Origin of the sequence: Streptosporangium sp. OZ121 (genome assembly GCF_051918885.1) — a bacterium.
Taxonomy (GTDB): domain Bacteria; phylum Actinomycetota; class Actinomycetes; order Streptosporangiales; family Streptosporangiaceae; genus Streptosporangium.
Genome location: NZ_JBPXMC010000072.1, coordinates 1 through 2991 on the forward strand (window position 1 = coordinate 1; position 2991 = coordinate 2991).

General features: G+C 63.4%; 3 protein-coding genes. 2 read left to right on the plus strand and 1 reads right to left on the minus strand.

Annotation, left to right across the window (positions count from 1 at the left end):
• A partial coding sequence (locus tag ACTOQ1_RS42700; RefSeq protein ID WP_440074297.1) for a hypothetical protein occupies positions 1 to 848 on the plus strand: 848 nt, incomplete at its 5' end.
• A gap of 347 nt (positions 849 to 1195) precedes the next feature.
• On the opposite strand, the gene ACTOQ1_RS42705 is transcribed toward ACTOQ1_RS42700, so the two are convergent.
• Complete coding sequence (locus ACTOQ1_RS42705; RefSeq protein ID WP_440074299.1) at positions 1196 to 1729, minus strand: N-acetyltransferase family protein; 534 nt, start codon at positions 1727 to 1729, stop codon at positions 1196 to 1198.
• 97 nt (positions 1730 to 1826) lie between these two features.
• Between ACTOQ1_RS42705 and ACTOQ1_RS42710 the strand changes: the two genes are divergently transcribed.
• Positions 1827 to 2991, plus strand: a 1165-nt coding sequence (locus ACTOQ1_RS42710; RefSeq protein ID WP_440074301.1) for a hypothetical protein, incomplete at its 3' end; no start/stop codon positions are given.

Here is a 2991-nt window from a genome sequence, read left to right on the forward strand (position 1 = left end):
TCACCGGCAACGACCCCATCAACCGCATCGACCCCAACGGCCTCGACGACATCCCCACCCAACCCGGCGAAACCATCTACATCGAAGGCGAAGCCCCTGGAATGGCGGCCCAGGCCTGGTTCCACGCCTCCAACGCCGTCAGCAGCGCCGGCAGCTGGGCATGGGGCGGCTTCCAAACCGCGCTTTACCTGGCAACGAAACCCACGACATATGACGATCCCGAACTCGGCCCCTACGAAGTTCCAGCCTGGATGAAATGGTTCAACATCTGGAACAACGCGGAGTGTCCCCCCATGGCATGTATGGGAACCAGGGGCCGCGGCGGCGGTTCAGGCATCAAACCACTCGGCGGCAGCGGCATCCGCCAGCCCAAACCAGGCGTCCACACCCCCAACAACGGCGTCGTCACCCAATACGCGTCCACCCAGGGAAGTCCCACGCCAAGGGGCAACCGTCGAAACCGCGTCCTGGAAAATGATGAGCTGCACTATCTAAAGGACGAAGAGCCAGGCACTGTATATACGGGAATCTACGATCCGAATACGAAAAGCATCATCGCAATGAGAAGTCGGCCGAACGATGACCAAGAGCCGGGAACGCTCCCCAGGACTCGCGGGCATGAAATTCTTGCCGAAACAGCCGTGGAAAGAGGGGCAAACAAGTCCGATTTGGTCGGCTTCAGTATCCATGTCGAAGAGGAAGGTATTTCTATCGGCTGGAATTCGGCTTCGGTGAATGGTAAAAATTTTGGGAATCCACTAGCGCCGTCAAATATGCGTGTCCCTATCGCCAAAGCAGTCAAGCGCGCAGTAGGGTTGGACGTATGGCCGCAATACGCGCCTAGATAGTTCGAGCTTCTCCGAGAGCACGGAAGCGGCGGCAGGAACACCTGCCGCCGCCTATTACAGCATTTCGGCGGGAAGAAGAAGTATGATCCGGTCGCGCGGGTCAGGAGGCGCAGAATCGGTGACACATGGTGGCGCACCAGGGCGTGACCGTTGTCGACGAGCGACCGCTCCAATTTCTGCCGAGGCAAGGCGGGAGACTGGATGTTCAGGGAATGGATCCGGAACCCGGCGAGCAGGCCTAACAATGCGGAGAGGATGAGACAATACAGCGGTAACTCATCACCCTGGGTTCGAGAACTCATGCATGAGCCGGCCCGTGGCGATTCCACCGGTCCGAAGTGCCGTCGCTAGCCGTTCGTGGCGTGAGGAGCCGGTTGTGGCCGCGGGCTCAGGCTCAGCTGCCCCTGCGCCATTCCGTCCTCGAAAGTGACGGTCGCTCCGGCGGCGCGGATGAGCTTCAACGCAGCGCGATTCTCGAAGTGAGTGCTGAAGGTGAACGCTTCCATTCCCCGGATCGTCCCATAGGCCACCAGCCCATCCAGCAGCGTCCGGCCGATGCCGCGAGCCTGATATTCATCGATGACGGCGAGGCCGACCTCGGCGCGCTTCCTTCCTGTCATCATGTAGCGACCCAGTCCGACGGTCCGGTCATCCACCATGGCCACCATGGCCACATGCTTGTCCTGGTCGACGTCGACCAATGCCCTGAGTATTGATCCCGGAAGCCGTGGCATAGGTGTCATGAAGCGGAGGAACCTAGATCTCTGCGACATCCCATGAAAGACGTCCAGAACCGGCTGGATCTCCTCATGGCCGAGAAGACGCAGCTGTACGGGGTCGAGTAGCGGTTGGTCGATCATCGATGTCGATTTGATATTCATCGTGGCCTCCGTCAATCGGATGGGCGGAACGTGAATATCATCGGCGGACGGCCTTTCGCGCCGCTGTCATGGCGCTGCCATTGGGAGGTGTACCGGCGTGGACATCAAAGGCATGGCCTTTTCTCAGGGGCTGGAACTTCTGACCCGGCTTGCGGCGGACGGCGCGCTGGACGATCGGACGCGAGTGCTGGCGCACGCGGCGTTGCTCCACCTCGGACGCGACCAGGAAGGGATGGCGTTCATGGAGAGCGTGGCAGGGAGCACCGCTCCCGCCGACGTGCGAATCGACGCCGCCGGCGCGTTGCTGTTCTACGGTGACGGACACGTCGGACGCGGTGTCGCGACCGGGTTGGAGATCGTCGAGTGCGCGGCCGACGAGTCCTGTACGTCGCGCGCGGCTCGCCTGCTGTTCCGGTGGGGAAGCGCGCAACAGCAGGCGGTGGCGGTGAACAGGCTGGCCGGCTCCCTGCGCGGGGGCGGAAATCTGGCATACGTACTGCTTCACAGTGGCCTGCCGCCGGCAGCGGCGATGGCATCGCGGGAGCTCACATCTGTCATGCGGGATCCGTCGGTCTCCCCGTACGATCGGGTGCGCGCCGCCGTCGCGATGGCGGAACGTTCAGGTGACGAGGCGCATCAGCAGGCGTGCGTCCGGACACTTTTCGAGATCGGTGAGCGGCTGGACGCTGAGCCGTTCGACAGGGTGTGCGCAATCGAGGCATTGCTGGACCTGGGTTCGGTGGAGGTCACTCGGCTGGGACACATGCTGCGACGATGCCTTCGAGACGCGGCGGACCCTCAGTGGTGCGACTCGCTTACGGCGGTCTGGTCCACGGAGATCCTGACGAGCCGGGCACGGCCGGAATGGCGGCGATCGGGAGTGGCCGGAGCCGCCGGCATCCTCTACAACGAGGACCTGCACCCGCAGGTGCGCATCCGTGCGGCCCGGGTCCTCGCCAGATGGGGGACGACCGGCCGGCGGCGAAGCGCGCACGCCGTACTCACCGCGATTGCCGAGGACGTTGAGGAGACCGACTCCTTCGACCGGGTCTGTGCGGCTCAAAGCCGCCTGATTCTGGCCCGTGGAGAGGCTCGTGCCGCGGAGACGCTGCTGGTCATGGCGAGTGATGTGGCTTTCCCCGCGGAGGAGCGGATCACGGCCGCTGAGACGCTCCTCGAATACGGCGCTCCTTCGGCCAAGAAGCCGGCGCTGCGCATCCTGAACACACTCGCTCAGGAGGCGGTTCGGGGGGCGGGTGGTG

Bases quoted from the DNA above. Each gene is read 5' to 3' on its own strand.
- ACTOQ1_RS42705 (WP_440074299.1), bottom strand. From the start codon at position 1,729: ATGAATATCAAATCGACATCGATGATCGACCAACCGCTACTCGACCCC.